24 protein-coding genes and 2 riboswitches are annotated in these 22,892 nt (G+C 72.4%); of the genes, 10 read left to right on the top strand and 14 right to left on the bottom strand.

Translation table 11 applies throughout. From position 1 onward, the window contains the following. Nucleotides 1–34: 34 nt before the first annotated feature. The 5 genes from BLA60_RS19650 to BLA60_RS19670 all read left to right on the top strand — a co-directional run bounded on the left by BLA60_RS19650 (nt 35) and on the right by BLA60_RS19670 (nt 5,366). The gene (locus BLA60_RS19650) at nt 35–952 is read left to right on the top strand and encodes a S1C family serine protease (RefSeq protein ID WP_075134382.1); all 918 of its coding nucleotides are present in this window, start codon (nt 35–37) and stop codon (nt 950–952) included. 452 nt (nt 953–1,404) lie between these two features. Next, nucleotides 1,405–1,532: riboswitch (TPP riboswitch) on the top strand. Continuing rightward, complete coding sequence (gene thiC, locus BLA60_RS19655; protein WP_075134383.1) at nt 1,523–3,181, top strand: phosphomethylpyrimidine synthase ThiC; 1,659 nt, start codon at nt 1,523–1,525, stop codon at nt 3,179–3,181. Its footprint overlaps the riboswitch before it by 10 nt. Further along, nucleotides 3,178–4,020: a bifunctional hydroxymethylpyrimidine kinase/phosphomethylpyrimidine kinase gene (gene thiD / locus BLA60_RS19660; RefSeq protein ID WP_075134384.1), complete on the top strand. Its 843-nt coding sequence runs from the start codon at nt 3,178–3,180 to the stop codon at nt 4,018–4,020. Before thiC ends, thiD begins: the two co-directional genes overlap by 4 nt. A gap of 91 nt (nt 4,021–4,111) precedes the next feature. Continuing rightward, the gene (locus BLA60_RS19665; RefSeq protein WP_075134543.1) at nt 4,112–4,939 is read left to right on the top strand and encodes an ion transporter; all 828 of its coding nucleotides are present in this window, start codon (nt 4,112–4,114) and stop codon (nt 4,937–4,939) included. 49 nt (nt 4,940–4,988) lie between these two features. Continuing rightward, complete coding sequence (locus tag BLA60_RS19670) at nt 4,989–5,366, top strand: hypothetical protein (protein ID WP_075134385.1); 378 nt, start codon at nt 4,989–4,991, stop codon at nt 5,364–5,366. Between the two features lie 79 nt (nt 5,367–5,445). On the opposite strand, the gene thiG is transcribed toward BLA60_RS19670, so the two are convergent. The 3 genes from thiG to thiO form a co-directional block, all read right to left on the bottom strand. Continuing rightward, the gene (gene thiG / locus BLA60_RS19675; RefSeq protein WP_075134386.1) at nt 5,446–6,201 is read right to left on the bottom strand and encodes a thiazole synthase; all 756 of its coding nucleotides are present in this window, start codon (nt 6,199–6,201) and stop codon (nt 5,446–5,448) included. Between the two features lies 1 nt (nt 6,202). After that, a complete protein-coding gene (thiS, locus tag BLA60_RS19680; RefSeq protein WP_075134387.1) occupies nt 6,203–6,403 on the bottom strand; it encodes a sulfur carrier protein ThiS in 201 nt (66 codons plus the stop codon). Between the two features lie 5 nt (nt 6,404–6,408). Then, nucleotides 6,409–7,464, bottom strand: coding sequence for a glycine oxidase ThiO (thiO, locus tag BLA60_RS19685; protein ID WP_075134388.1), 1,056 nt, complete (start codon nt 7,462–7,464; stop codon nt 6,409–6,411). Next, nucleotides 7,455–7,564, bottom strand: a riboswitch (TPP riboswitch). Its footprint overlaps the gene before it by 10 nt. Before the next feature lie 31 nt (nt 7,565–7,595). Here thiO and thiE point away from each other — a divergent pair. Next, nucleotides 7,596–8,261 (top strand): thiamine phosphate synthase, encoded by a 666-nt coding sequence (thiE, locus tag BLA60_RS19690; RefSeq protein ID WP_075134389.1) that lies wholly within the window; start codon nt 7,596–7,598, stop codon nt 8,259–8,261. Between the two features lie 100 nt (nt 8,262–8,361). Here the strand turns inward: thiE and BLA60_RS19695 are convergent, their stop codons facing one another. Both BLA60_RS19695 and BLA60_RS46260 read right to left on the bottom strand, forming a co-directional pair. Beyond that, nucleotides 8,362–9,267 carry a S1 family peptidase gene (locus BLA60_RS19695; RefSeq protein WP_075134390.1) on the bottom strand — a complete coding sequence of 302 codons (906 nt, stop codon included), beginning with the start codon at nt 9,265–9,267 and terminating at the stop codon, nt 8,362–8,364. A 133-nt stretch (nt 9,268–9,400) separates the two neighbouring features. Further along, the gene (locus BLA60_RS46260) at nt 9,401–10,453 is read right to left on the bottom strand and encodes a hypothetical protein (protein ID WP_075134391.1); all 1,053 of its coding nucleotides are present in this window, start codon (nt 10,451–10,453) and stop codon (nt 9,401–9,403) included. Nucleotides 10,454–10,586: 133 nt separating this feature from the next. Between BLA60_RS46260 and BLA60_RS19705 the strand changes: the two genes are divergently transcribed. After that, nucleotides 10,587–11,558 carry a threonine ammonia-lyase gene (locus BLA60_RS19705; protein WP_075134544.1) on the top strand — a complete coding sequence of 324 codons (972 nt, stop codon included), beginning with the start codon at nt 10,587–10,589 and terminating at the stop codon, nt 11,556–11,558. An 18-nt stretch (nt 11,559–11,576) separates the two neighbouring features. On the opposite strand, the gene BLA60_RS19710 is transcribed toward BLA60_RS19705, so the two are convergent. From BLA60_RS19710 to BLA60_RS19720, 3 genes are read right to left on the bottom strand one after another with little or no spacing between them, the layout of a single operon-like run. Continuing rightward, complete coding sequence (locus BLA60_RS19710) at nt 11,577–12,404, bottom strand: sigma-70 family RNA polymerase sigma factor (protein ID WP_075134545.1); 828 nt, start codon at nt 12,402–12,404, stop codon at nt 11,577–11,579. A gap of 53 nt (nt 12,405–12,457) precedes the next feature. Continuing rightward, nucleotides 12,458–13,969 carry an MFS transporter gene (locus tag BLA60_RS19715; RefSeq protein ID WP_075134392.1) on the bottom strand — a complete coding sequence of 504 codons (1,512 nt, stop codon included), beginning with the start codon at nt 13,967–13,969 and terminating at the stop codon, nt 12,458–12,460. Next, on the bottom strand, nt 13,966–14,721 hold the full coding sequence (locus tag BLA60_RS19720; protein WP_075134393.1) for a GntR family transcriptional regulator: 756 nt from the start codon (nt 14,719–14,721) through the stop codon (nt 13,966–13,968). The genes BLA60_RS19715 and BLA60_RS19720 overlap by 4 nt, the downstream gene beginning before the upstream one ends. 284 nt (nt 14,722–15,005) lie before the next feature. On the opposite strand from BLA60_RS19720, the gene BLA60_RS19725 reads away from it, so the two are divergent. Then, nucleotides 15,006–15,476, top strand: a complete 471-nt coding sequence (locus tag BLA60_RS19725) for a winged helix-turn-helix transcriptional regulator (RefSeq protein WP_075134394.1) — start codon at nt 15,006–15,008, stop codon at nt 15,474–15,476. After that, nucleotides 15,473–16,435 (top strand): N-acetylglucosamine kinase, encoded by a 963-nt coding sequence (locus BLA60_RS19730; RefSeq protein ID WP_075134395.1) that lies wholly within the window; start codon nt 15,473–15,475, stop codon nt 16,433–16,435. The genes BLA60_RS19725 and BLA60_RS19730 overlap by 4 nt, the downstream gene beginning before the upstream one ends. Nucleotides 16,436–16,439: 4 nt before the next feature. Here BLA60_RS19730 and BLA60_RS19735 read toward each other — a convergent pair whose 3' ends face one another. From BLA60_RS19735 to BLA60_RS19755, 5 genes are all read right to left on the bottom strand, one after another. Further along, the gene (locus tag BLA60_RS19735) at nt 16,440–17,000 is read right to left on the bottom strand and encodes a DinB family protein (protein ID WP_075134396.1); all 561 of its coding nucleotides are present in this window, start codon (nt 16,998–17,000) and stop codon (nt 16,440–16,442) included. Beyond that, entirely contained in the window at nt 16,997–17,671 is a 675-nt protein-coding gene (locus tag BLA60_RS19740; RefSeq protein WP_075134397.1) for a DUF3159 domain-containing protein, read from the bottom strand. Before BLA60_RS19740 ends, BLA60_RS19735 begins: the two co-directional genes overlap by 4 nt. Continuing rightward, a complete protein-coding gene (locus BLA60_RS19745) occupies nt 17,616–18,419 on the bottom strand; it encodes an ESX secretion-associated protein EspG (protein ID WP_075134398.1) in 804 nt (267 codons plus the stop codon). The genes BLA60_RS19740 and BLA60_RS19745 overlap by 56 nt, the downstream gene beginning before the upstream one ends. Further along, the gene (locus BLA60_RS19750; RefSeq protein WP_075134399.1) at nt 18,416–18,988 is read right to left on the bottom strand and encodes a PPE domain-containing protein; all 573 of its coding nucleotides are present in this window, start codon (nt 18,986–18,988) and stop codon (nt 18,416–18,418) included. Before BLA60_RS19750 ends, BLA60_RS19745 begins: the two co-directional genes overlap by 4 nt. Before the next feature lie 156 nt (nt 18,989–19,144). Continuing rightward, entirely contained in the window at nt 19,145–19,570 is a 426-nt protein-coding gene (locus tag BLA60_RS19755) for a hypothetical protein (RefSeq protein WP_075134400.1), read from the bottom strand. A gap of 146 nt (nt 19,571–19,716) precedes the next feature. Here BLA60_RS19755 and BLA60_RS19760 point away from each other — a divergent pair, with 146 nt between their 5' ends. Next, complete coding sequence (locus BLA60_RS19760; RefSeq protein WP_075134546.1) at nt 19,717–20,511, top strand: SGNH/GDSL hydrolase family protein; 795 nt, start codon at nt 19,717–19,719, stop codon at nt 20,509–20,511. Between the two features lie 179 nt (nt 20,512–20,690). Here BLA60_RS19760 and BLA60_RS19765 read toward each other — a convergent pair whose 3' ends face one another. Beyond that, nucleotides 20,691–22,868: an AfsR/SARP family transcriptional regulator gene (locus BLA60_RS19765; protein WP_075134401.1), complete on the bottom strand. Its 2,178-nt coding sequence runs from the start codon at nt 22,866–22,868 to the stop codon at nt 20,691–20,693. Nucleotides 22,869–22,892: the final 24 nt, after the last annotated feature.

Raw genomic sequence — 22,892 nt, forward strand, 5'->3', positions numbered from 1 at the left:
GTGCAACGGTGTAATCAAGGGGCGGTGATGCGCGGTGACGGACAGCGAGGCACTGGACGCCTACTCCCGCACGGTCAGCGCGGTGGCACGCACCCTCACCCCCCACGTCGCCAGCGTCGACCTGCACCGGGGCAGCGGCTCGGCGGTCACCTTCACCGGTGACGGCCACCTGCTGACCAACGCGCACGTCGTCGGCGCCCACAAGCACGGCACCGCCACCTTCTCCGACGGCACCGAGTCCGACTTCGAGGTCATCGGCGCCGACCCGCTGTCCGACCTCGCGGTCATCCGCGCGTCCGGCACGCCCGACCCGGCCGAACTCGGTGACTCCGACGGCCTGGTTGTCGGCCAGCTGGTCGTCGCGGTCGGCAGTCCGATGGGGCTGTCCGGGTCGGTGACGGCCGGGGTGGTCAGCGGGCTGGGCCGCTCGCTGCCGGTCCGCCAGGGCCAGGCGGCCCGGGTCATCGAGGACGTCATCCAGACCGACGCCGCGCTCAACCCCGGCAACTCCGGCGGCGCGCTGGCCGACTCGACCGGCCGGGTGGTCGGCATCAACACCGCCGTCGCCGGCTACGGCCTCGGCCTCGCCATCCCGATCAACACCACGACCAGGCGAATCATCGACACGCTGATGGTCGAGGGCCGCGTGCGCCGGGCCTACCTCGGTCTGGTCGGCATCCCCGCGCCGCTGCCCGACGAGGTCGCCGAGCGCACCGGGCAGCGTGCCGGCCTGCGGGTCATCGAGGTCGTCGGCGGCGGGCCGGCCGCCCAGGCCGGGCTGCGCAAGGGCGACCTGATCCTGACCGTCGACCGCGACCAGGTGCAGAACGCCCAGGGTATCCAGCGCAAGCTGTTCGCCGAGGTCATCGGCACCAACCTGGCCGTCACCGTGCTGCGCAACGGGGCCATGGTCGACGTGTTCGCCCAGCCGGTGGAACTGACCGTCCGTTAGCACACCCCCGGCCCGACGCAGGACTGTCAACAGCCGCCTGTGGACAACCACCCGTTCCACCCCCAACCTGTGGACAACTGTTCGCGCCCGCTCCGGCCCCCAGCGCAGAATCACCCCATGACCTGGACAGATCTCACCGCGTTCCTCCTCCACGACAGCCGACCCCACATCCAACCCACCACGACCCGCTCCGCCCCCCACCACCCGTGCCCAACCGGCCGCCGAAACCCCGGACCCCACTCGCGTCCGCCACCGCCAACACACCACCCAGGCCGACCGGCCCCGCACGCCTCACACCACGTGACGGCCGACCCCACGCAACCCAACCAGCGCCCACCGAACCCACCCGTCCGACCACCGACATCCCGGGAGAAACGCCCGTCATGGCAACGACATCCGTACTCGCCCCTTGGCAGTGCCGGGGAACGCTGGTTATGGTCGAGGCAGACAACTCAACACCTCGCGGGAGCTCGCGCCACAGCGGGCTGAGAGGGCAGATGGCGTCCATCGTGACCCGGCTCTGCCGACCGCCTGAACCTGACCGGGTAATGCCGGCGTAGGGAGGCTTTCATGACAGCGCTTGACGACCTTTCCGTTCGTCCGAGTGTCACCACCGGCCCGATCACCGGGTCCCACAAGGTCTATCGCGACGTCGACGGGCTGGCTGTGCCCTTCCGGCGGGTGGACCTGTCCAACGGGGAGCATCTCGACCTGTACGACACCTCCGGCCCGTACACCGACACCAACGCGACCATCGACGTCCACAGTGGACTGAACCGGTTGCGGGCGGACTGGATCGCCCGCCGGGAACCGGTGAACGGCGCGGTCACCCAACTCGCCTACGCCAAGGCGGGCATCGTCACCGACGAGATGCGTTTCGTCGCCGCCAGGGAAGGTCTCGACGCGGAGTTCGTGCGCCACGAGGTGGCGATCGGCCGGGCGGTGATCCCGGTCAACCGCAACCATCCCGAGGTCGAACCGGCGATCATCGGCAAGAAGTTCCTGGTCAAGGTGAACGCCAACATCGGCAACTCGGCGGTCAGCTCGTCCATCGAGGACGAGGTCGACAAGCTGGTGTGGGCGACCCGCTGGGGCGCGGACACCGTGATGGACCTGTCCACCGGCAAACGCATCCACGAGACACGCGAGTGGATCGTGCGCAACTCCCCCGTGCCGATCGGTACCGTCCCGATCTACCAGGCCCTGGAGAAGGTCAACGGCGACCCGGCCGACCTGACCTGGGAGATCTACCGCGACACCGTCATCGAACAGTGCGAGCAGGGCGTCGACTACATGACCGTGCACGCCGGCGTGCTGCTGCGGTACGTGCCGCTGACCGCGAGGCGGATCACCGGCATCGTCTCCCGGGGCGGCTCGATCATGGCCGCCTGGTGCCTGGCCCACCACCGGGAATCCTTCCTGTACACCAACTTCGTCGAACTGTGCGAGATCCTGCGCGCCTACGACGTGACCTTCTCCCTCGGCGACGGGTTGCGCCCGGGCAGCATCGCCGACGCCAACGACGAGGCCCAGTTCGCCGAGCTGCGCACCCTCGGCGAGCTCACCCACATCGCCCGCGAGCACGACGTGCAGGTGATGATCGAGGGCCCCGGTCACGTGCCGATGCACAAGATCGCCGAGAACGTCCGGCTGGAGGAGGAACTCTGCGGCGAGGCACCGTTCTACACGCTCGGTCCACTCGCGACGGACATCGCGCCGGCCTACGACCACATCACCTCCGCGATCGGCGCGGCGCAGATCGGCTGGGCGGGCACCGCCATGCTCTGCTACGTCACGCCCAAGGAACACCTCGGCCTGCCCAACCGCGACGACGTCAAGACCGGCGTGATCACCTACAAGATCGCCGCGCACTCCGCCGACCTCGCCAAGGGCCATCCGCACGCCCAGGAGTGGGACGACGCGCTGTCGCGAGCCCGGTTCGAGTTCCGCTGGACCGACCAGTTCAACCTCTCCCTCGACCCGGACACCGCCCGCTCCTACCACGACGAGACCCTGCCGGCCGAGCCGGCGAAGACCGCGCACTTCTGCTCGATGTGCGGGCCGAAGTTCTGCTCGATGCGCATCACCCAGGACGTCCGCGCCTACGCCGAGAAACACGGACTGTCCACGGTGGCCGCGATCGAGGCCGGCCTGGAGGAGATGTCCGAACGGTTCCACGAGCACGGCGACCGCGTCTACCTGCCCATCACCGAGAGGGCGACCGAGTGACCGAGACCCCGCCCCGGGTGCTGACCATCGCCGGTTCGGACTCCGGCGGTGGCGCCGGGATCCAGGCCGACCTGCGCGCCTTCTTCGCCTGCGGGGTGCACGGGATGACCGCGATCACCGCGGTCACCGTGCAGAACTCGCTGGGCGTGCGCGGGGTGTCGGTGCTGCCGGCCGACGTCGTCGCCGCGCAGATCGAGGCCGTCGCCGAGGACATCGGTGTGCTGGCCGCCAAGACCGGCATGCTGGCCACCGCCGAGGTCATCGCCGCCGTGGCCAAGGCCTGTGACAACGTCCACATCGGACGTGACGGCCGGATCCCGTTCGTCGTCGACCCGGTCTCGGCGTCCATGCACGGCGACCAGCTGCTGCGCGACGACGCGCTGGACGCGCTGCGCACCGAGCTGTTCCCCCGGGCCACCCTGATCACGCCGAACCTCGACGAGGTCCGGCTGCTCACCGGGATCGAGGTGCGCGACCACGACGACGCCCGGGAGGCGGCCCGCGCCCTGCACGCCTTCGGCCCGAAGTGGGTACTGGTCAAGGGCGGTCACCTGCACGACGACCCGCAGTGCCTCGACCTCCTTTACGACGGCGAGTCCTTCCACGAGTACACCGCCGACCGGATCGACACCAGACACACCCACGGCGGCGGCGACACCATGGCCTCGTCGATCACCTCGGCGCTGGCCAGGGGCCTGGACATGCCCTCGGCCGTCCGGTTCGGCAAGGCGTTCGTGACCAGGTCGGTCCGCAACGCCTACCCGCTGGGCGCGGGAGTCGGCCCGGTGTCACCGATGTGGCGGCTGGCGCCGCTGCCGGAGGTGATCGAGGAGATCTGACTCCCACCTTGACCAGAATCTTCCGGGAACGCACCCGGTGGCGTCTACGCTTCTCGACGCCACCACGTGAATTCCTCCCGGGAGGGTGCCGGTGTCGAAGACCCGTGACCGGGCGCGCGCACTCGTCGACCACAAACGCTTCCAACGGTTCATCATCTGGGTGATCGTGGTCAACGCGATCACCCTCGGCCTGGAGACCTCGCCGACGGTCATGGACCACATCGGCGTCCTGCTGCACACGGCCGACCGGGTCATGCTGGCGATCTTCGTGGTCGAGCTGGCCTGCCGGCTCTACGCCTACGGCTGGCGGTTCTTCACCGACCCGTGGAACGTCTTCGACTTCCTGATCGTCGGCGTCTCACTGCTGCCGGCGACCGGGCCGCTGTCGGTGCTGCGCGCCCTGCGGATCCTGCGTGTGCTGCGCCTGATCTCCGCCGTGCCGGCGATGCGCCGCGTGGTGTCCGGGCTGCTGGCGGCGGTCCCCGGCATGGCCTCGATCGGCGCCCTGCTCGGGCTGATCATCTACGTCGCCGCCGTGCTGGCGACCAAGCTGTTCGGCGGCATCGCCCCCGAGTACTTCGGTGACCTCGGCACCACCCTGTTCACCCTGTTCCAGACGATGACCGGTGAGGCGTGGCCGGACGTCGCCCGCCAGGTGATGGCCGAGGCGCCGCTGGCGTGGATCTTCTTCGTCATCTACATCCTGATCTCCAGCTTCGCCGTGCTGAACCTGTTCATCGCCGTGATCGTCAACGGCATGGAGCAGGAGGTCAACAACGAGCTGATGGAGGCCGAGAACCGCCACGCCGCCGAGGAGGCCGCGTCGGACAAGCTGATCCTCGACGAGCTGCGCGCCTTACGCACCGAGATCGCCCAGCTACGCGCCGAACGCCCGGCGCCGGAACAACCCCCGGCGTGACGGACAAGTACCGTTCCCCCCGAACGAACAGCGGCGGAAGGACCCAGCGGTGAAGGTCGGCTACAACCCCACCTGGGCGGTGGTGTCCCTGGTCCTCGGCGCGATGCTGGCGGCCCTGGCGATCATCGGCCTGTCCAACGGCGAGTTCAACCCGCTGGTCTTCCTGGGCCCGCTGCTGATCCTCGCCGGCATCCTCCAGCTGGTCAGAACCTACTTCGAGTTCGACCCGGCCACCGGCGTCATCGTCGTCCGCGCGCTCGCCGGCCCCGCCACCCGCCGCTTCGGCGGCGCCGAGACCGGCCGCCTCACCATCGCCGACGGCCGCATCGTGTTCACCCGGCCCGACGGCCGAACCCGCAAGGTCCCCGTCTCCCCCACCCTCGCCAAGCGCGACGACTGGAACGCGGTCCTGGCCCGCCTCAGCTGACCACTCTCACACCCCCCTGGGTCCCCGGCGCTCGCCGAGCCCAGGCCGGCCAGGTCGGGCAGATCCTCGCCGGGCACGGCTAACGCGGTGGGCTGGAGGCCTGCGCCCAGAACCGTTGCGGCACACGACCGGCGGCCCTGGCCAACCGGCCACCGGCGACGGCGTGGCGCATCGCGGCGGCCATCTTCTCCGGGTCGGCCGCCCGGGTCACCGAGGTCGCCAGCAGCACCGCCGAGCACCCCAGTTCCATCGCCAGCGCGGCATCCGACGCCGTCCCGATCCCCGCGTCGAGAATCACCGGCACCCCGGCGCGCGCCACGATCAGCTCGATGTTGTGCGGGTTGCGAATCCCCAGCCCGGTGCCGATCGGCGACCCGAGCGGCATCACCGCCGCACAGCCAGCCTCCTCAAGGCGCAGCGCCAGAACGGGATCGTCGTTGGTGTACGGCAGGACCGTGAAACCGTCGTCGACCAGGGTGTGGGCGGCGTCGAGGAGTTCCACCGGGTCCGGGAGCAGCGTGCGGTCGTCGGCCACCACCTCCAGCTTGACCCAGTCGGTGCCCAGTGCCTCGCGGGCCATCCGCGCCGTGAGCACCGCCGCGGCGGCGGTACGGCAGCCGGCGGTGTTGGGCAGGATGTCGATCTTCAGGCGGCGCAACAGGTCCAGCACGCCGGTCCCGCCCTCGACGTCCACCCGGCGGATCGACACGGTCGTCAGCTCGGTGCCGGACGCCACCAGCGCGCGTTCCAGCACCGCGAGGTTCGACGCGCCGCCGGTCCCGGTGATCAACCGCGACGAGTACTCCCGGCCGGCGATGACCAGTGGGTCGTCCATGTCACCCTCCCTGGACCGCGGTCAGGATCTCGACGCCGGCGGCGTCGGTCAGCACCGTGCGGGCGTGCCAGGCCCTGGTCACGACCTCGCCGTCGACCGCCACGGCGATCCCGGACGCCGGCAGGCCCAACTCGGCCAGCAGGTCGGCGACCGTGGCGCCGTCGGCCACCTCGCGACTCTCACCGTTGACCGTCACGTTCACGTCTCTCACCTCGTCGTCGGCTGGGGGGCGGGGGTCGCGGTGGCCAGCGCGTACACGGTGTCGGCGGTGACCGGGGCGAGCAGCAGGCCGTTGCGGTGGTGGCCGGCGGCCACCAGGACGCCGGGTTCCAGCTCGCCGACCAGCGGGAGGTTGTCCCGGCTGCCGGCGCGCAACCCGGCGGCGCACTCGAGCAGGGCGTACTCGGCCAGGCCCGGCAGCACCCGTTCGGCGTCGGCCAGCAGGTCCCGGACGCCGCCGACGGTGACCTCGGTGTCGAAGCCGGCCTCGTACTGGGTCGCGCCGAGCACGATCTCGCCGTTGGCGCGTGGCACCAGGTACACCGGGCGGGACTCGACGAGCGCGCGCACGGTGTGTCGCACCGGCGGTTCGCCCGAGCGGGGCCGCAGCCGCAGGATCTCGCCCTTGACCGGGCGGATCAGGCCGGCGAGGGCGGGATGCAGCGCGCCCGACCACGCGCCGGCGGTGATCACCGCCGTGTCACAGCCGATCTCGGTGCCGTCGGCGAGGCGCACGGCGCCGGGTCTGACCTCGTCGGCCGGTCGCGGGTCGACGGTGACGCCCCGTGTCCCGCACGCGGAGCGCAGGCGGCGTAACAGTTCCCGGTTGTCCACGGCCAGATCACCGGGCACCGACAGTCCACTTCGGATTTTCGGACTGAGCGCCGGTTCCAGCGCGCGCAGCTCGCGGGAGGTCAGCCGGCGTACGGCGCGGCCACGGGCGGCCAGGAACTCGGCCTGGGTGTCCTGCTGCCCGGCGTCGGCGGAGTCGAACGCGACCGCCACCGTCCCACCGGTACCCAGCTCGACCCCCAGGTCGGCGGCGAACTCCGGCCAGCGGTCCAGGGCCGCCATGCCCAGGTCGAGCAGGCGTTCCTCGCCCGGCCACGCCTCGGTGACGGGGGCGAGCATCCCGCCGGCCACCCAGGACGCGGCGGCCTCGGGCGCCGGGTCGAGCAGGGTCACCCGCTGCCGGGCGGCCAGCCGCCAGGCCACCGACAGACCGATGACACCGCCACCGACAACGACAGTCGTTTCAGGCACAACACGCTCCCTGCGCCGGCATGATCCGGATCAGGTTCGACGGTCGGGATCGGCGGATCCCCTCTCAGCCCGGTACCTCCGGACTCCCGTGCGGACCACCACCACCGTAGCGCACGAGATAGCGTGCGGGGATGCCTGGACTTGACGGAGATCAGATCCGAGGGCGGCTCGCGGACGCCCGGCTCTACCTGTGCACCGGGCTGCGCCCGGACCTCGCCGAGTTCGCCGACGCGGCCCTGGCCGGTGGCGTGGACGTGATCCAGCTGCGCGACAAGCGGGCCGGTGTCGCGCTGGAGGCGGCCGAGGAACTGGCCGCGCTGGCGACGCTGGCGCGGGTGTGCGCACGCCACGGCGCCCTGCTGTCGGTGAACGACCGCGCCGACATCGCCCTGGCTGCGGGCGCCGACATCCTGCACCTTGGCCAGGACGATCTTCCGGTCGCCACCGCCCGACGGATCCTCGGCGACGAGGTCGTCATCGGCCGCTCGACCCACGATCTCGCCCAGGCGCGGGCGGCCGCCGCCGAGCCGGGCGTCGACTACTTCTGCACCGGCCCGTGCTGGCCGACCCCCACCAAACCCGGCCGCGACGCCCCCGGCCTCCCCCTGGTCGAGGCGACCGTGGCCGACGCCCCGGCCCGCCCCTGGTTCGCCATCGGCGGCATCGACGAGACCCGTCTCCCCGAGGTCCTCGCCGCCGGCGCCACCCGAGTGGTGGTCGTCCGGGCCATCACCGAGTCCGACGACCCGCGTGCCGCCGCCGCCCGACTGTCCACAGCCCTGCGCGACGGCCGCTGACCCGACGACACGGGCACGAACACGAGCCGCGTCCGGACAGCTGAGTGCGGCGGACGAGCCGGCAGGGTTCGGCCCGTCCGCCGCGTGGTTCCGTCGCGGGTCAGCCTGTGTAGAGCGTCAGGCCGTACACGCTGAGTACTTCCGGTACGGGCTGGAAGTACGTGGTGCCGCCGGAGCTGCAGTTGCCGGACCCGCCGGAGGTGAGGCCGACCGCACGCACGGTGGAGCCGCTCGGGGCGGTCACCAGCGAACCGCCCGAGTCACCCGGTTCGGCGCACACGTTCGTGCGGATCACCTGGTAGACGCAGCCCTGTGAGTAACACACGGTCGTGCTCGGGTTGGTGACCGAGCCGCAGTGCCAGCCGGTCGTGGAACCGGAGCGGCAGACGGCCATGCCGTTGGTCGCGGTCGCCGCGCCGGTGACGGTGACGTCACTGCCCGACGAGTAGCGGTCGACCAGCGCCGTGGAGGCCGCCGACGAGGACGACACCCGGATGATGCCGTAGTCGTTGGTCGGGAACGACGAGCCGGCGGCGGTGCCGATCGTGCCGCCGCTGCCCGACCAGGTGCCGCCGATGGCGGTGCAGTGACCGGCGGTGATGACGTACCGGGTGCTGCCGCTGCGGGCGTTGAAGCCGGCCGAGCACCGGGAACCGGCGGAGGTCCTGATCGCCTGCCCGCCGATGATGTTCCAGTACGGCTTCGGGGCCTCGGCGACCTTGTTGATGGTGATGTCGCTGGCGCCGAGGTCCTCGGCCCAGTTCGCGACACCCTTGTCACTGCCGTGCACGTCCACGACCAGCGACTTCGACTTCTCGTCCACGTACCAGCCGACCACTGTGCTCGGCCGGGTGTCCGAGGCCCGGTCCAGGCTGGACTGGGCCGCGGACAGTTCGGCCACCGTGGGCGCTGCGGGCGCCGCGGTGGCCGGGGCGGTCATGGTGAGGGCAACGCCGGCCGCCATCAGGGCGATGCCCACCACGCTCGCGGTTTTGGTGCGTTTCATCAATGTTCTCCTTGTCGTGGGTAGCAGGGAACCCGAGAACGTTGATGAACCTATTTATCGAAACGTTGTCCGGATAGCGTCCGATCGGGGACAACATTTGCCATAAAGCGACCGGGCGATTACCGGCAGTGAGTCACGGTGCGGACGGCGGCGCGGAGTCCGGGACGCTGGGCGTCTCGCCGGTGGTCGGCGGGTCCGACGGTGGTGGGGTGGACTCCGGCGGCTGCTCCACCGACGTCCCACCGGCCGGTGGCGGCTGCCGCTCGGTGGTCTCGGCGCCGCTCGGGGCGCCGGACTCCGGCGCGCCCTCCGGGGACGGCGGGGTGGTGGTGGCCGGCGGCGGGGTCTGGTCACGCTGCTCGGCCTGGCGGGGTGTGACGATCGTGCCGAGGGTCGTCCCGTCCCCTCCGGACAGTGGCTCGCCGCGCAGCATCTCGACGCCGGTGATCACTCCCATCCCGACGACGAACGCCACCAGGCTCCCGGCGGCGGCCATCACCCAGGTGCGCTTCCGGGAGCGTTTCGGCTGGTGGGAGGGTGTCTGTTGAGGATCGTTGGGCTGCTGGCCGAGCAGCCGGGTCCGATCGGGATCGCCGGGCGGCCGGGTCCCGCGTGGACCTTGACCGAGGTTGGCGGCGGGTGAGGGGCCAAGCAGGTGGGTGGCGTCCGGATCGGCGGCGGGTGGCCGGCGGAGCAGCCTGGTTCGGTCGGGATCGTCGACGGGGAGTTGACCGGAGACCGGAGTCAGGTCGAGATCGTCGGTGGGTAGCTGACCGGACACGCTGGTCCGGCCGGAGTCACCGTCCGGGACGGACGCGGCGCGGGTCGGCGGGCGGCGGGGGCCGTGGGTGGGGTGACCGGGGGCGGGCGCGGGGGCGGGAGGCCGGGGCCAGCCGGGGCGGCCGGCGGGGCTGGTCGCCGGGGGTGTGTGGTCGGTGACGGTCACCGTGGTGTGGCCGGCTCGGGTGACGGCCTTGGTGCGGACCTGGCGCACGCCCTCCTTCGTCCGTTCGATGGAGCGCAGGTACAGCACGCCACCGACCGTGGTGACGATGCTGGCCAGGCCGGCTCCGATCACGGTTCCGGCCACGCCCATGGTCGAGCCGAGCACGGCCGCCGTGACCGCGGCCAGTGCGCTGGCGGCGACCTGGGTCGGCCGGATTCGCTCGGTTCTCTCGTCGCTCATGATCCTTTTCCCGCTACCGCAACGGTTTTCCTCTCGTACCCAACGTGGGCGACGGGTACGCCAACTCCCGGGGTTCGCCGATGGTGAGGAATCGCACAGTGAGTCCACAATGGACAGTGCATACTCGGTGACCGTGAAGCTGACAACCGTCGAGGACGTCCGGGCCGCCGCCGAGCGGATCCGGGACACGGCCGTGCGCACCCCCCTGCTGCCCTGCGACTGGGCCGACACCGACCGTCCACTGTGGCTCAAGCCGGAGAACCTGCAACCGATCGGCGCGTTCAAGATCCGGGGCGCGGCCAACGCCATCGCCCGGATCCCCGAGGCCGACCGGGCCAACGGGGTCGTCGCCTACTCCAGCGGCAACCACGCGCAGGCGGTCGCCTACGTGGCGAAGCGGTTCGGGCTCCCGGCCGTGATCGTCGTGCCGGAGAACACACCGGCCACCAAGATCGACGCCACCCGGGGGCACGGCGCCGAGGTCGTCGTCGTGCCGATCACCGACCGGGAGATCGTGGCCGAGCGGCTGGTGGCGCAGCGGGGAGCGACGCTCGTGCCGCCGTTCGACCACCTCGACGTCATCGCGGGCCAGGGCACGATCGGGCTGGAGATCGTCGAGGACCTCGCCGACGTCGACGTCGTGCTGGTGCCGGTCAGCGGGGGCGGGCTGGCCTCCGGGGTCGCGACGGCGGTCAAGGGGTTACGGCCCGACGCCGCGGTCATCGGGGTGGAGCCCGCGCTCGCCGGCGACGCCGCCGAGAGCCTCGCCGCCGGTCACCGCGTGGAGTGGAGCGCCCACGACCGAGCCCGCACCATCGCCGACGGGCTGCGCGCCGCCCCCTCCGACCTCACCTTCGCCCACCTGCTGGCCCGCCTCGACGGCATCGTCACCGTCACCGAGGACCAGATCCGGGACGCCGTCGCCACGCTCGCCACCCGCGCGCGCCTGGTCGCCGAGCCAAGCGGCGCGGTCACCACCGCCGCCTACCTTCACCGCGCCGCCGACCTGCCGCGCGGACGCACCGTCGCGGTCGTCTCCGGCGGCAACCTGGACCGGGACCTGCTGGCGAGCCTGCTCGTCACACCCGACACCCGAACGAGCTGAGGGAGAACACCGGGTTCGTCAGCCGAGCAGGCGGCGGACCCGGTCGGGGTCGGTGACCACGTCGATCCGCGCGATCCGCCCGCCGGTCACGGTGAACGCCATCACCGTCGACGGCTCCCCGTCGCGGCTGATCACCGCGCCGACGACACCGCCGACCAGGGCCGGGCTCAGGGTGCCACCGCGTGGCACCGACGCGCCGCGCGCCACCTGCTCGGCGCCGCGCACGATCGTGCCGCCCACGTCCAGCACCACGTCGGGGTCGAGCACCCGCAGCAGCGCGTCGAAGTCGCCGTCGCGGGCGGCGGCGAAGAACGCGAACACCGCCCGACGCTGCTGGGACAGGTCCGGGTCGGGCGCGGGGATCTCGGCGTCGCGCACCCGCCGCCGGGCGCGGCTGGCGAGCTGTCTGGCCGCCACCGGGGTCCGGCCGACGATGCCGGCGATCTCGTCGAAGGGCAGCTCGAACATGTCGTGCAGCACGAAGGCCAGCCGCTCGGCTGGCGAGAGCTGGTCGAGCACCACGAGCATCGCCAGGCCGACCGCGTCGGACAGCAGCGCCTGCTGTTCGGGGTCGAGGTCGCCGTCGGGCACCACGACCGGGTCCGGCGGGTGCGGCTGCTCCGCGCGCCGGCGCCGCGTGCGCAGCGTGTGCAGGCACTCGCGGGCCACCACCGTGGTCAGCCAGCCGCCCAGGTTCTCGATCTCCTCGGCGTCGACACCGCCCAGGCGCAGCCACGCGTCCTGCACGGCGTCGTCGGCCTCGGCCAGTGACCCGAGCATCCGGTAGGCCACCGCCCGCAGTCGCGGCCGGTGCTCCTCGAAGCGTCGCGCCAGGTCGTCCACCATCGTCCACACCACCTCCACGACACTGAGCCCGCCCGCGCCGGGAGTGTGACGGCTCAGGACCGCACGGCGTCCGGCACGACGTGGGTCGGCGGGCCGACGATGTCGCAGTGCAGGCAGTCCCCCGGCGCCGGGGCCTGTGGCCGCTCGGGGGCCGGGCCGCCGAGCACGTCGTTGCGCACGCCGAAGGCCAGCAGCCCGCCCAGGACCGCCAGTGCCGCGCACAGCCACATCGCCAGCTGCCAGCTCGACGTGAGCGCCGCCGGGTCGGCGTAGGACTCGCCGCGCAGGCCGATCGCCGCCGGCAGCACGGCCACCGCCAGCAGCCCGCCGGTGCGCGCGATCGCGTTGTTCACCCCGGACGCGACGCCCGCGTGCCGGTCGGGGGCGGCGGCGAGCACGGTGGCGGTCACCGGCGCCACCACGATCACCAGGCCCAGCCCGAACACCAGCATCGAGGGCAGCACGACCAGCCAGTACGACGCGCCGGCCACGACCATCGTCAGCAGGATCATGCCGGCGGCCAGCACCATCGGGCCGACCACCAGGAACCACTTCGGCCCGTACCGCTGGGCGAGCTTGCCGGAGCGGGCCGAGAACAGCAGCATCATCACCGACATCGGCAGCCCGGCCAGGCCAGCGGCGGTCGGCGAGTAGTCCAGCGAGGTCTGCAGCTGGATGACGAACAGCATCATCACCCCGCCCAGCGCCGCGTAGACCACGAACGTCAGCGCGTTGGCCACCACGAACGTCCGGTCGGTGAACAGGTCCGGCGGCACCAGCGGGGACCGCGAGCGCCGCTGGACCAGCACGAACGACACCATCCCGACGACGCCGACGACCAGCGACACGAACACCAGCGGGTCACCGAAGCCCCGCGCCGGGCCCTCGACCAGCGCCGCGGTGACCCCGGCGAGGCCCAGGGCGGCGAGCACCGAGCCGGTGACGTCGGGCCGCCCGCCGAGGTCGCGGTCGCACGACTCCGGCACGAACCGCGTGGTGAACCACACACAGGCCAGCGCGATCGGCACGTTCACCAGGAACGCCAGCCGCCACGACCATGCCTGCACCAGCAGCCCGCCGACCAGCGGCCCGACCGCGCCGGCGATGCCGCCCAGGCCCGACCAGGCGCCGATCGCCCGTGCCCGGTCGTCGCGGACGAACGCGGACTGGATGATCGCCAGCGAGCCGGGGGTGAGCAGCGCGCCGCCGATGCCCTGCAGGATGCGCGAGGCGACCAGCATCTCGGTGTTCAGCGCGACCCCGCACAGCACCGAGGACACGCCGAACCAGACCACGCCGACGAGGAAGACCCGTCGCCGGCCGTAGCGGTCGCCCAGCGAGCCGGCGACCAGGATCAGCGCGGCCAGCGACAGCAGGTAGCCGTCGAGGATCCACTGGAGTCCCGACACCGAGGCGCCGAACTCCTCGCCGATGCGCGGCAGCGCGATGTTGACGACGGTGCCGTCGAGGAAGGCCATGCCCGAGCCGAGGATGGTGGCGGTCAGCACCCCGCGTGCCGCGGGGCTGCCCCAGCTGACCTCACCCTCGACCGAGGCAGCGGTCATGAGGGCCGGTTCAGTTCCGCGACGAACTTGTAGCGGTCGCCCCGGTAGACCGAGCGGACCCACTCCACCGGGCGTTCGGTGGTGTCGTAGACGTGCCGGGACAGCAGCAGCATCGGCATGCCGACGTCGGCGCCGAGCATCTCGGCCTCGTGCGGGCCGGCGAGCGCGGTCTCGATGGTCTCCTCGGCGTGGCCCATCTCGACGTCGTAGCGCTCCTTGAGGACCTGGTAGAGCGATCCGCCGGCGGCGACGTAGCGGCGCAGGCCGCGGAACCTGCCCAGGGGCAGGTGCGTGGTCTCGATCGCCATCGGCTCGTCGTCGGCCAGGCGCAGCCGTTGCATGCGCAGGATCTTCGCGCCGGAACGCACGCCCAGCAAGCCGGGCAGCTCGCCCTCGGCCGGGATTTCGGCCATGTCCAGCAGCCGTGAGGACGGCTCGCGGCCCTGGGCGCGCATGTCCTCTGTGTACGACGACAGCTGAAGTCGTTGCGCCACCTTGGGTTCCGCGGCGAACGTCCCCTTGCCCTGCACCCGGAGCAGCCGGCCCTCGACCGTGAGGTCGGCGAGTGCCTGACGGACGGTGGTGCGGGAGACGTCGAACTCCGCCGCGAGTGACCGTTCTGTCGGGATGGGTGACCCCGGGGGCAGGGAGCTGAGCAGCTCGAGCAGGTGGCGCTTGAGGCCCCAGTACTTGGGCTCACGCAACGCACGAGCGGCGGTGTCGGGCTCCTGGGCGGCCGACGTTTCCAGCATGGCTCCTCCATACGACAGTTCCCGGCTACAAGGATGCCCGTCCGCGCCCCGCCAGCGCAGGCACACCCGCCGGATTTGGGAAATCCGTTACTCCCCTCGCGCCGACCACCCTACAACGCTATGGTGATTGGTCTAGACCTACCGGGTGTCAGGAGGGTGAATGTCACGTTCTTCCGGCACGCTGCGCAAACGCTTGCGCACCCAGCGGCCGGGGTCACCCGTACCAGGCGATGCACGCGTTCGGCGCATTACGGTCGGGGCTCGCGCGCCCTACACTTCCCGGAGTGCGAAGGACCTCGTTCGCCCGCTGGCCGTGTTCCATCGCCAGAACCATGGACCTGCTCGGCGACCAGTGGACGCTGCTGGTGATGCGTGAGGCCTTCCACGGCGTGCGCCGGTTCGACCAGTTCCAGGCCGCGCTCGGCATCGCGCGCAACACGCTGACCGAGCGCCTCGACCGGCTCACCGGCGCCGGGCTGCTGGAACGGGTGCGCTACCAGGACCGGCCGGTCCGCCACGAGTACGCGCTCACCGACATGGGCCGCGACTTCTTCCCCGCGCTGGCCGCGATCATCCGATGGGGTGACCGCTGGTTGGATGACGGCACCGGCCCGCCGGCCCTGCTGCACCACCTCGACTGCGACCGGCCGACGAGCGCCGACGTGAACTGCACGCAGTGCGGGGAGGCGCTCACCGCCGAACGCGTGCGGTTCGACCCCGGCCCCGGCCTGGTCCCCGCGGAGGCCCCCCGATGAGCGCGCCGACGAGCGGGACGGACGGGACGGTCGTCGGCGTCGACGTCGGCGGGACCTCGACCCGGGCGCTGGCCGTCGGGCCCGACGGGACGGTGCTGCGCCGGGGACGCTCCGGCGGCGGCAACCCGAACTCACACCCCACCGACCTCGCGGCCAAACGGGTGGCCGAGGCGGTGCGCGAGTCACTGGTGGGCGTCGCCGCGCCGCGGGCGTGCGTGCTGGGGATCGCCGGGGAGAGCAGGTTCACCGACCCGGTCGTCCTGGCGACGTTCGAGAACGCGCTGCGCCACGCCGGGGTCGGGTGCGCGATCACGATCGTGAGCGACGCGGAGGTGGCGTTCGCGTCGGCGACGGCCGAGCCGGACGGCACGGTGGTGATCGGCGGCACCGGCGCGGTCGCCGCCCGGATCGTCGACCACCGCAAGACGACCTGGGTCGACGGCTGGGGCTGGCTGCTGGGTGACGAGGGCTCGGCGTACTGGATCGGCCGTGAGGCCGTCCGGTTGACGCTGCGGGGGCTGCAGGCCGGCCAGACGCCGGGCCCGCTGGCGAGCGCCGTACTGGCCGCGACCGTGCCCCATCAGTCCACAGTGGACTTCAAGACGATCAGCCACCTGATCACCTCGGTGAACGCCGAGCCACCGATCAACCTGGCCCGCTTCGCCACGACCGTCAGCGACCTGGCCGACACCGACGAGCGGGCCGCCGACATCGTCACCCGGGCCGCCGAACACCTGGCCAGCCACGCCCAGACCGCCCGCGCCCCCGACGAACGCACCCCGGTCGTCCTGACCGGCAGCGTCATCGGCCCGGACAGCCCCGTGGGCGCCGCGCTGCGCGCGACACTCGCCGCCCGCACCGAGGCGCCGGTCCTGTTCGCCCCCGACGGGGCCCTGGGCGCCGCGTGGCTCGCGGCACTGACCGTGGCCGGCCCGCACGCCCCCCGCCCGCGCTACTGAGCCACTACTGGCCGACGCGACCGTCGACGCGTTCACGCAGCAGGTCGGCGTGCCCGCAGTGCCGGGCGTACTCGTCGACCATGTGCACCAGCACCTCCCGGACCACCACCCGCTTCTTGCCCACCCGCGCCCCGAGGTCGGCGAACCCGGCCAGCACGGCGTCGGTCGCGGCCTGCTCCCTGGCCAGATCGGCGCGGGCGGCGTCGACCACCGCCTGGTCGGCGACCGCGCCGTCGAAGTCGGCGTCGTGCGGGCCGTAGAGGCGGGGCAGCGGCTCGCCGTCGGTGAGCCAGTCCCGCCAGTCCCGCTCCACCTCGGCCAGGTGGCGCAGCAGGCCCAGCAACGACATCGTCGACGGCGGCACCGACCGGCGGGCCAGCTGCTCGGGATCAAGGCCCTCGCACTTGAGCACCAGCGTCAACCGGTAGTTGACGATGAAGTCGCGCAGCGTCGCCAGCTCACCCTCCGGTGCGCCCTCCTCAAGGTTGCGCGGATCGTCGTCCGGGTCGACCCACATGTCGGGGTACACGCTCGCCCTGGTCCAGCGCACTGGTTGTTCGGTCACCGGCCCATGGTCCCAGTGACCGGGTGACGCAGCCCGGGGTGATCGCGGGGCAGTGACCGGCGCAGGACCACGGCACTGACCCCGATCGTCGCGGCGATCAACGGCCAGCTCAGGGCCACCCGGACCACGGCGAGGGCCACCACCCAGCCCGACCACCACAACACCCCGAACACGACCAGCCGCAGCGTGTACTGGCCGAACACCCAGACCCAGCTGGCCCGCCCGTAGGCCCGGACCAGCGCGGGATCCCTGCGCCAGCGGGTCTTCTGCCCCAGGACCAGGCCGACCACCACGCCCAGCAGCGGCCAGCGCACGAGGATGCTCACCGCCCACGCCACCGCGCTGGCGGCGTTGCTCAGCACCTGGACGAAGAAGAAGTCCTGCGCCCGGCCGGTGTACAGGGCGATCAGCGCGGCGGCGGCCACGGCGCCGACACTGGCCAGGGCCGCGGTCACCCGCCCGCCTCTGGCCAGCCGGTAGCCGCCGACCGCGACACCGGCCGCCACCGCCGCCAGGGCGCCCCAACCGATCGACCGACCCGACAGCAGCCAGCCCAGCACGAACACGACCGGCGGGATGCTGGCGTCGACGGCGCCGCGCCGCCCGCCCAGCAGCTCACGCAGACCCAGTTGGTCCTCGGCGGTCGACGTCACGCTGCCAGCCTGCCTCATCGGCCCTCGCCAGGTCTAACGGCCGCAGGGACTCGGTCAACCGGTGGGCGAGCCGGTCGTTGTCGGCCGGCCACACGGTGACCCAGTCGGCGCCGTCCGGCCCTCGGGTCATCGTCGTGGCGTAGCGGCCGTCGTCGGTGTCGAACCAGCCCAGGCCGGGGCCCCTGTGGCGGCGGCCGGACTCGTCGACGCTGGTCACCCCCAGTTGGCCGGCGCGCACGACCCGGCCGGGCGGGCGCGGGCCGGGGGCGGTCGCGGTGCTCAGCACCCCGCCGACGTGCACCAGGCGTTCGGCGTTGGCGAAGGTCGACGCCGGGCGGGTGACCGACGTCGCGCTGCCGGCGCGGGCGTGCGGCAGCAGCCGCAGCAGCGCCGGGATCGCCAGGTCCTCCCGGGTGCCGCGCAGCGACACCGTCAGCTTCCGTTGCACGGCAACGAGTCCGTGCCGGCCACGGACGGCCGCGACGGCCCGCAGCGGTTGGCTGTCGGTCAGGTCGAGCAGGGCCACCAGGTCGACGGCGGCGGCCGGGTCGGCCAGCAGGCGCAGCTTCTCGACCAGGGCGTCGTCCGGGCGGGTGCCGTCGGCCAGGTCGCGGCGGGCCAGGTCGTCGTAGACGGCCGTGCGGATGCGCGCGCGGATGGCGGCGGTGTCGCCGTGGCTGGGGATCTCCAGGGGGAACGGCGGCCGGCCCAGGCTCAGGTCCTCCCACAGGATGTCGAGTGCGGCGACCGAGAGTTCGATCCTCATCCCCCGTCCAGCAGCGGCGGACGGTCGAACACCACGACCTCGCCGGCCGCCCCACCCATCGCGCGATCCCGTTGCGCGACAACCCGAACGGCGTCCTCGTGGGCGGCATCATGCAGCTGCTTCTGGTTGTAGAGGCGCTGCGGCAGGCCGGCCAGTGCCAGCGGGCCGTCCTCGCCGGCGTCGCGGATCAGCTGCGCCGGGTCGTACGGGACGGGGTCGGGCATCGCCCGTCTGGCGACCTCGGCCGCCTCGCCCTGCCGGGCGATCGACGCGCTGGCGGCGGTGATCTGACCGCCGGTGTTCGCGCTCCAGTCGGCGATCTCGGCCAGCCTGGCCCGCATCGCCGCAGCGGCCGGGCCGGCCCAGCCCGCCTCGGAGTCGCTCGCCGCCCGACGCAACGTCTCCGCCGCCTCGACCAGCGCCGCTCCCGTCGAGGTCCACGTGTCGGCGACCGCCTGCGCGGCGCCGGTGTCGGCCTCGTCGGTCCAGCGTTTGAGGGTCTCGTGGTCGTAGGCGGCGGGGTTGACCTCGCCCGCCGCCGGGATGTCGCGCTCACCGTGAACGGTCATCCGTACCCCTTGGTGATCGACCGATGACGTTGTGCAGCTTACTCAGCGGAATTTCCGTGGGCACCTCTTGCGCCCACATTCACCTGTACGCCCCAACCGGCGGGTCACACGTTCCGGTCGGACAACATCATCGCAACGATGCGCTCACATAATCGGTTACAGAGATTCGCCCGCGATGCCCACGTGGTGCTCGGCGTCCGAATCGCTGTCCTGGTAGGCGACCATGCTCAGCGCCACGGCCTCGCGCAATCGGCCCAACTGCTCGCTGAACCGGTCCATCACCTCGGTCGCCGAGCCGTCACCGGCGACCGTCCAGTCCCGGTTGAAGCGGTCGATCCGCTCGGCGTATCCGCCACCGAGACGTGTCTCGGACTCGCCGGATGCCAACCGGCGCAACGTGTCCACCTGCTCCTGGACGGCCGCCAGGGCCTGCATCGTCGCTGTTCCGGTGAGCTGGGCGACCCGGACCTGACCGGTGCCGGCCGCCTCGACGATGCCGTCGAGACCGGAGCCGGCCATGCCCGCGTCGGTCGTACCGGACGGGTCCGACCGGCCCTCCGTGGCGTTCTGATCGACGTACATGAGATCCCCTCCGTGATCGGACGGTAACCCCCAGCATGGTACCGACTCCGACCGTGCTTAAACGCTGGCGCGCGGCGGGAATGACACGGCATCCTGAAGGATTAGAGGAAGGGGTTGGAGTGGGTTTCGCGGGAGGGGAGGCGGCCATGTCGCGGTTGTCGAGCTGGGTGGCCATTGGGGACAGTTTCACCGAAGGGGTCGGCGACGAGGCACTCGACGGCGGGTACGTCGGCTGGGCGGACCGGTTGGCCGAGACCCTGGCCACCAGTGACCCGGACTTCACGTACGCCAACCTGGCCGTACGCGGCAAACTGCTCAGGGAGGTCGTCGAGGAGCAGGTTCCCGTGGTGGAGCAGGCCAAACCCGACCTGGTCACCCTGTGCGCCGGCGGCAACGACCTGATCGTGCCGGGCAGCGACGTCGACCACATCGCCAACGAGTTCGAGCAGGCCGTGGTGCGTCTGCGCGCCGCCGGCTGCGACGTGGTCGTGTTCACCGGCCCCGACCCGCGCAGCCAGCCCGTCGTGCGGCGGGTTCGCGGCAAGGTCGGGATCTACAACGCGCACCTGCGGGCGATCGCCGACCGGCACAACGCCCGGGTCGTCGACCTGTGGGCGATGCCGGTGCTGGCCGACCTGCGGGCCTGGAGCGACGACCGGCTGCACTTCTCCCCCGAGGGCCACCGCCGGATCGCGTTACGCACCGCCGAGGTCCTCGGCGTGTCGGTCACCGAGGACTGGCGTGACCCGCTGCCGCCGGAGCCGGCGATGCCGTGGCTCCGGTTGCGCCAGGCCGACCTCGCGTGGACCCGCACCTATCTGCTGCCCTGGGTCCGCCGCCAGCTGCGCGGCGAGTCGATGGGCGACGGCATCCGGCCCAAGCGCCCGGAGCTCGGGCCCATCGTCGACCAACACCGGCACAACGGGCGCGCGACCGCCTGAGCGAACCGGGAGGAAAGCGACGACCGGCCGGCACACGTCCCCCACGGTGCCGGCCGGTTCGCTCGGGCAGCACACCCCCACGTTGGCAGTGCCGCCCAGGCACTCGAGAATCAGGCTCCGGGACAACGAGTACCGCGGCGCAGCCTGCCAGCTGGCGACGCCGATCGGCTAACTGTTCGCTAAACGACCAGACGCACCGCGCGGCTCAGACCCACCGGACCGAGGGTCCTGGTGCCCTCGGCGAACTCGCTGGCCATCCGCGCGAGCTGCACGATCTCCTCGTCCTGGCCGCTGTCGAGCCCGGATTCCACCACTGCCAACAGGTTCGTCCACTCCTGCTCGATCCAGTCGACGGCCTCGCCCGGCGTGGTCATCGGAACACGGGGCGTGTCCGGGAACTTCTCGGCCAGCGGCGGTTCGTCGTGGCGGTCGGGGCGCAGCCGGCGGTGCGCGAGGTCCGCACCGACGAGGTAGTAGTGCAGCAACCGGCGACGCGCGTCCGCTTTGTCCACTTCGGACAGCTCACCGGCGGCGCGTTCGGCGGCGTGCAGCCGCACCAGGTCGTGCATCAGGAACACCTCCCGGCTCGCCTCGGTCACCACGAACGACGCCGCCAGCGCGCGTAATCGCCGGCGCGCCAGGTCGACGTCGGTGCCACCCAACGCCGCCGCCGGGTACGGGCCGATCCGCGTGCCGGGGAACAGACCCAGCAGACACACCAGCCCGGCCAGGTCCGGATGCAGACTGCGGTAGGTGACGTCCAGCGCGGCCCGCACACTGGTCGCCGGATCCGCCAGGTCCAGCACCGACAGCCGGCTGCGCTCGTCGGCCAGTTCGGTGACCAGGTCGGCCACCGACCAGCCGGGGCCGCCGGCCAGCCGCGCACCCGCGATCCGCAACGCCAGCGGCAGGTGCCCGCACAGCCGGGCCAGCCGACGGCGCAGCTCCCGGTCCCGACCCTGCGCCGGCGCGCCGGCGATCAGCTCCAGCACCTGCTCGGCCGCGCCGGCCGCCAGCGTGCCGAGAACCTGAAGGCGCGCACCGGTTCGCGCCACCAGCGCGTCCGGGCGGACCCGGGTGGTCACCAGCACCATCGACGCCGAGGCCGGCGGCAGCAGCGGCTCGATCTGCTCGGCGTCCCGGGCGTCGTCGAGCAGCACCAGCACCCGCCGGTCGGCCAGGATCGAACGGTAGAGCGCCACCCGCTCCTCGACCTCGGTCGGCACGTCCTGCGCGCCGACGCCCAGCGCCACCAGGAACCGGGTGAGCACGTCGGCCGAGGACACCGGCGCGTGCCGGCCGTCGAAACCGCGCAGGTGCGCGAAGAGCTGGCCGTCGGGGAACCGGTCGGCCACCCGGTGGCCCCAGAGCACCGCCAGCGCGGTCTTGCCGACCCCGGCCGCGCCGGCCAGCACGCCGATCGCCGGCGCCCCCGGCGGGCGGTGCCCGCCGGTGAGCAGCCGGTTGAGCCAGTCCAGCTCCTCCTCGCGGCCGGCGAACCCGGACGGGGTCCGTGGCAGCTGCGCCGGCACGAGCACGCCGAGCCGGGGCGAGACCACCGGCTCTGGTGAGGGTTCGAGCAGCGACGAGTCGTCACGCAGGATCCGCACGTGCAGCGCCCGCAGTCGCGGGCCGGGGTCCAGGCCCAGCTCGTCGGAGGCGCGGTGGGCGAAACGCTGGTAGGCCGCCAGGGCCGTGGCCCGCCGGCCGGCCCGGTACAGCGCGAGCATCAACTGGCCGACCAGCCGCTCCCGGAAGGGCTGCTCGTCGACCAGCTGGGTCAGCTCACCGATGATCTCGTGGTGGCGGCCCAGCACCAGCTCGGCGTCGAAGCGGGCCTCCAGCACGGCCAGCCGCAGCTCGGTCAGCTCCGGGGCGGTGACCCGGTTGCTGACGTCGGCCAGCTCCGGTCCCCGCCACAGCGCCCGCGCCGCGCGCAGCAGCTCCGCGCGCCGGGCCGGCGGCGTACCGGCGGCCTCGGCGAGCAGGTCACGGGCCAGCGTGACGTCGATCAGCGACTCGTCCACCACCAGCCGATAGCCCGGCGGCGTGGTGGTGATCCGGACCTCGCCGATGGCCGCGACGGCGGCCAGCCGCTGACGCAGCCCGGAGACGTAGCCCTGCACCATCGTCCGCGCGCTGGCCGGTGGCTCGTGCGCCCACAGCACGTCGACCATCCGGTCCAGCGGCACCACCTGGTTCGGTTCGAGCAGCAGCATCGCCAGCACCCCGCGCATGCCCGGCCCACCCATCGGCACCGGGCGCTCGTCGACGAGCACCTGGACCGGTCCGAGCAGGCAGAAGCGCGGGCCGGTGCCCGATGCGGCGGCTCGTGACGCGTTCGTTCGGTCGGCCACGGGTCACCACCCCCCAGTTACACC

The organism is Actinophytocola xinjiangensis (assembly GCF_001921215.1).
GTDB lineage: Bacteria > Actinomycetota > Actinomycetes > Mycobacteriales > Pseudonocardiaceae > Actinophytocola > Actinophytocola xinjiangensis.